The organism is Mesorhizobium sp. M7A.F.Ca.CA.003.01.2.1, assembly GCF_003998945.1.
Classification (GTDB): domain Bacteria; phylum Pseudomonadota; class Alphaproteobacteria; order Rhizobiales; family Rhizobiaceae; genus Mesorhizobium; species Mesorhizobium ciceri.
Map to the genome: position 1 here is coordinate 1 of NZ_RZRA01000375.1, position 4987 is coordinate 4987.

Here is a 4987-nt window from a genome sequence, read left to right on the forward strand (position 1 = left end):
CGTCGACCCGGTCAAAAGGGTTGCGACCTCTGCGCCGATGTCGTTCGTCGCAACCATGGTCGATTTCCGGTTTGTCGGATTGTAGTAGACCGGTAGCATTCCGCCCTGCGCGACCTGCAAGCCGTAGAGGAAATTTTCGAAGAATCCCCCCGCGCGCACAAATGCGGTTGGTGATGTCAGGCCGCGAAACCCTTGCTCCAGAAGCGACAAGGCCGCGATCACCCCGTGCCCGCTTGTTCTGTTCGCACCCATCGACGAAAGCGCGACCACTCGCGGCGGCGCTGCCTTGGTCAGAGCCTCGACATAGCTAGCAATCACGCTCCTCGCTTCTTTGTAATCGGGCGACGGCGCCCAGACAGGGGGCAACATGACGAACGCGCCTTCGACGCCTTTGAGGGCTCGCTCGATGGCTGCCGAATCATTCCAGTCGCCGTCTACCAGTTCCACGCCCTGGTTCGCCCAATTGGCCGCCTTGTCGCGGTTGCGGACGAGTGCGCGTACCTCCTTGCCGTGCGCCAGCAGATGCTCTGCCGTTGCGCCGCCAACTTTTCCCGTGATTCCCATTACTAGGAACATGTGTTTTCTCCTGATGTCGGGGGACAGAGCTGCCCCTGTTGGTTCAATGGATGAGCGGCAGAATGGCCCGGATACGGGGATCGCGGAGATAGAGGCCGCCCCAGGTCATCGCGCCCAGAAACAGGGAGATGATTTCCGGCGGCGACCCCAACTCACCGATGCGGAGATGGGCGCAGATGGCACCTCCCAAAAAGCCCGTCACCAGGATCGCGCCGAGGACGGCGGTGACCGGGATGGCGTAGAGGATGGCGCAGGCGAGGATGATCGGACCCACGACACGGGTCAGGTCCATCGCAAACCCGGTTTCCTGCAACATGCTGGCGATCTGTGCCGGCGCGAAAAGCTGAACAGTGCCATCTGCCGTCAGGGCGATGACGACAAACGCGCTCATGATCCGGCCGGCCCACAGGGCGCGATGCAAGGTCATAATTTCCGGTGTCTGATGCAGGTTCACAGTTTCGGACACTTGTCATTCTCCGATGGGGAGATCCCATATTCGAAGCTTACTGTGCCTCTCAAATGTGATAAATGCCGAGAAAATGAACCAACTGTTCTCTTTTTGGGAAACAATCCGAGGCACGAAAATGCAGAATCTCGAACCCATCCTCATTTTCACAACGGTCGCGGAAATGGGGAGCTTCACCCGCGCGGCCGATAGCCTGGGCATCCAAAAGGGGAGAGCCTCAACGGCGGTCCGCAAGCTGGAAGAAGATGTGGGTGTCAGGCTTCTGCACCGGACGACGCGCAGCGTGCGGTTGACGGAGGACGGACGCGCATTTCATGCCCGCGCCCGCGATCTGCTTGCTGAAGTCGATGATCTGCACTCGATGTTCGCAGGCGACCGCGTGGCACTTCGCGGCCGTTTGCGGGTCGACCTTCCGACCGAAGTGGCGCGCACAACGATCGTACCGGCTTTGCCGGATTTCATGGCGGCTCACCCCGAGTTGGAGCTGGAGGTGTCGAGTACGGATCGGCAAGTCGATCTGGTTCAAGAGGGGTTCGATTGTGTATTGCGGCTTGGACCCATTCGCGACGAGACCCTGATTGCCCGCCCGTTGGGCCTGTTGCGCATGGCCAACGCAGCCAGTCCCGCCTATCTGGCGCGCCATGGCGTGCCTCGATCGCTGGAAGATCTCCAGCGTCAGGAACATAGGGCAATTCATTTTTCGACGCTGCTGGGCGCGCGACCCTATGGATGGGAATATCCGGACGGCGACAGCTACGCGACGCTTCAGTTGCCAGGTGCGCTACACGTCAACAGCGCACAGACCTACGAAGCAGCGGCCCTCGCCGGCCTCGGCCTGATCCAGGCGCCACTCTTGGGCATTGGCCGATACTTGGGGAGTGGAGCGCTTGTCGAGATCCTACCCGATTTTCGTCGCCGGCCGCTCGCCGTGTCCCTCGTCGTCGCACATCGGAGCAATCTATCGCGCCGGGTCCGCGCGTTCATGAAATGGATCGAAGATGTGCTGACGCCATATATGGAATAGCGATACGACTATCTTCGTCCGGCCCTCGAAATCAACACTTCGTAAGCGGCGCGCTTGTCTCAAGTCTAGGGCAAGCGAAATTTGCAGAAGTCTTGAGCGCGGACATGACCTTGCACGGCCCAAGCCGACGCAGTAAAGCGGGGTTCGAAGAACGGGCTGGACCGATGAGGCTGTGGTGGTTAGAAAAATCCCGCAAGGCCGCCCGCAAGCTGCCGTCGGCAGCCAGTTTCCGCACTGAAATCATCGCAGACGTCTTCGTCCCGGAACGGGCGGAGGATGTACGCTTCTTCAGCCGCAAGCTGGTTCGCCCTGGCCGGCTTCGCCGCTTTTCCAACAAGGATCTTCGCGAAGGCCTGCTGTCTATCTTCTATCTCGTGGTGGCGGCGGCACTGCCGGTGCGGTGGTGGGCGCCGATCTGCGGCCGCGTATCGAGGTTTCGCCTCAAGCGCCATATGCGCAAGGAATTCCCGGCCTACGCTGCCGCCACGCTCGCGGTGCTGGGCGATGGTATCGATGCACGCAAGCTGTTCGAGGGATTGCTGGCAGCGCGCCACCGCCGCCGCTTGCAGCTCGCCGCACATCTGGTGGCCGGCCGCTGGTCGCCGACGATCCGGCTGGAGGGGTTGGCGGGGCTGCGGTCGGCCTTGCAGCGCGGCCACGGCGCCATCCTCTGGTGCGATCAGTTCACCGCCCAGACCATCATCGGCAAGCGCGCGCTGTACGAGGCCGGTATCGAAGCGCATCAGGTGAGCGTCAACACCCACGGTATTTCCGAATCGGCGTTCGGCTTGCGTTTCCTCAATCCGCCGCTGATCGATGTCGAAAACCGGTTCCTGAAAAGCCGGGTCGTCTTTGGCCGCGACGACACCTATCAAGTCACCATCCGCATCCAGAAGATCCTGAAGCAGAATGGCGTGGTGACGATGACCAACACCGTCCATGCCGGCACGAGCTTCACCGAGGCAGCCATGGGCGAAAGCGGCTGGACGCATCTCGCCTCGGCACCGGCGAATTTCGCCGCCAGGGGCAGGACCGCCCTGTTTGCCATGTCGACCTTCGAAGTGGTTCCCTTCATCGAATACCGGGCCGTGCTCAGCCCCGAGCTGACGCCGGAGGCATCTGTCAGCCCGGCAACGGACATGGCCAGGGATGGCGCCAAGAACATGACTGTGCAGGCGCACTACATCCTGCTCAAGCGCGACCGCCTGCTGGAAGCGCTGAAGCTCTACCCCGAGCAGATGCTGACGTGGTCCCGCCGGCAGCGGCTGACCGAGGCCTCGGACAGCATCGGCATCGGAATGGATGAAGGCTCATGACCGGCGTATCAGACGGACCGCGGCGGCGACGAGCTCACCGACCGGGCGTGTGGCATTGAGTTTCGAGGCGCGCTCATCCGCAGCCGGCGGCTCGAGGATGGCGAACTGGCTGTCGACCAGGCTCGCCGGCATGAAGTGGCCCTTGCGGCTGCCGACGCGCTGCCTGGCCGTACCAGGGTCGATCTCCAGATAGAGGAAGACGATTTCCGGGCAGAAGCCGCTCAGCCGGTCGCGGTAGCTGCGCTTCAGCGCCGAGCAGGCGGCGACCACGCCGTTGCCCTGCCCCACCGACGCGGCGATGCGCTCGCCGATCGCGTTGAGCCAGCCTTCGCGCAGCTGATCGGTAAGCGGCTCGCCGCTTGCCATGCGTGCGACGTTTTCCGGAGGATGCAGCCTGTCGCCCTCGATAAAGGTAACGCCCAGAGCGGCGGCAAGCCCAACGCCCACCGCCGACTTGCCGCAGCCGGCGACGCCCATAACCACGATGGCCGGCACCGAGCCGGGGGCGCTCGTCGGCGCCTGTGCTGCCGCTTCGTCCACTGTCAGCGGCTTGCCGGCGCGCGGCCGTAGAGCAGCAGCATGGCGACGATGACGACACCGTAGATGATCTGCCGCCCCGCCTCCGGCATCTGCATGACCGACAAGATGGATTGCAGCAAAGTGATGAGGATGACACCGGCGACAGTGCCGAGATAGGAGCCGCGCCCACCCAAGATCGAGGTGCCGCCAAGCACCACCGCGGCGATCGACGGCAGCAGATAAGCGTCGCCCATCGACTGCGCCGCCTTGGAGGCATAGCCGGCCAGAAGCACGCCGCCGAAAGCCGAGAGCCCACCGGAGACGGCGAAGGCGATCATCACCACGCGCCTTGTGTCGATGCCGGAGAGATAGGCCGCGCGCTCGCGGTTGCCGATGCCGTAGACGGTGCGGCCGAAGCCGGTCCGCGTCAGCACGAACACCATCGCGGCCCCGATCAGCGCCCAGATGATGACGGCGTTGGGCACGCCCGGAATGGCGAAACCGGTCGCCAGGTAGCGCATCGCGCCCGTCGCCGAATCCTGCGGCGAGAAGCCGCCGGTGTAGACCACCATCAGCCCTTGCGCGACAGCGTTGGTGGCCAATGTGATGATCATCGAGGGGATGCGCAGATAGGCGACGCCGATGCCGTTGACGACGCCGATCAGCATGCCGCAGATGATGCCGAACGGGATGGCCAACGCCACGCCGACCGGGCCGTACGCCGCCGCGGCGCAGGCCATCATGGCGCCCGCCGCCACCGCCCACGGCACCGACAGGTCGATCTGGCCGAGCAGGATGACCAGCATCATGCCTGTCGCGATAACGCCGAGGAATGAAGCCACCTTGAGCTGCTGCAGGAGATATTCAGGCGACAGGAAGCTTCTGGAATAGAGGCTGCCGAAGAACAGCAAAAGCACGATGCAGGCAAAGGCCGTCAGCACCGCCGGATCGGCGCGGCGGATGAATCTTGGCATGCGGCCGGCAATGCCGCCAAGCGTCGTTTCGCTCACAGGAACCACTCCAGCCGGTTGCGGACCCGAAACAGGGCGAAGGCGCCGAGGCTGACGGCGACCAGCAGGATAACGC

At 63.4% G+C, this 4987-nt stretch carries 6 protein-coding genes; 2 read left to right on the forward strand and 4 right to left on the reverse strand.

The genetic code is table 11. From position 1 onward, the window contains the following. A partial coding sequence (locus EN969_RS16440; RefSeq protein WP_127419246.1) for an NmrA family NAD(P)-binding protein occupies positions 1 to 576 on the reverse strand: 576 nt, incomplete at its 3' end. A 43-nt stretch (positions 577 to 619) separates the two neighbouring features. Next, on the reverse strand, positions 620 to 1042 hold the full coding sequence (locus EN969_RS16445) for a DoxX family protein (RefSeq protein ID WP_024501529.1): 423 nt from the start codon (positions 1040 to 1042) through the stop codon (positions 620 to 622). 73 nt (positions 1043 to 1115) lie between these two features. On the opposite strand from EN969_RS16445, the gene EN969_RS16450 reads away from it, so the two are divergent. Together EN969_RS16450 and EN969_RS16455 are read left to right on the forward strand one after the other, a co-directional pair. Then, the gene (locus tag EN969_RS16450; RefSeq protein WP_244514315.1) at positions 1116 to 2066 is read left to right on the forward strand and encodes a LysR family transcriptional regulator; all 951 of its coding nucleotides are present in this window, start codon (positions 1116 to 1118) and stop codon (positions 2064 to 2066) included. Positions 2067 to 2230: 164 nt separating this feature from the next. Further along, positions 2231 to 3382 (forward strand): hypothetical protein, encoded by a 1152-nt coding sequence (locus tag EN969_RS16455; RefSeq protein ID WP_063168515.1) that lies wholly within the window; start codon positions 2231 to 2233, stop codon positions 3380 to 3382. Here the strand turns inward: EN969_RS16455 and EN969_RS16460 are convergent. Both EN969_RS16460 and EN969_RS16465 read right to left on the reverse strand, forming a co-directional pair. Then, positions 3377 to 3922, reverse strand: coding sequence for a gluconokinase (locus EN969_RS16460; protein WP_027160689.1), 546 nt, complete (start codon positions 3920 to 3922; stop codon positions 3377 to 3379). The two genes, EN969_RS16455 and EN969_RS16460, sit on opposite strands and share 6 nt — an antisense overlap. Positions 3923 to 3924: 2 nt before the next feature. Further along, positions 3925 to 4911: an ABC transporter permease gene (locus EN969_RS16465; RefSeq protein WP_013530866.1), complete on the reverse strand. Its 987-nt coding sequence runs from the start codon at positions 4909 to 4911 to the stop codon at positions 3925 to 3927. Between the last annotated feature and the right edge of the window lie 76 nt (positions 4912 to 4987).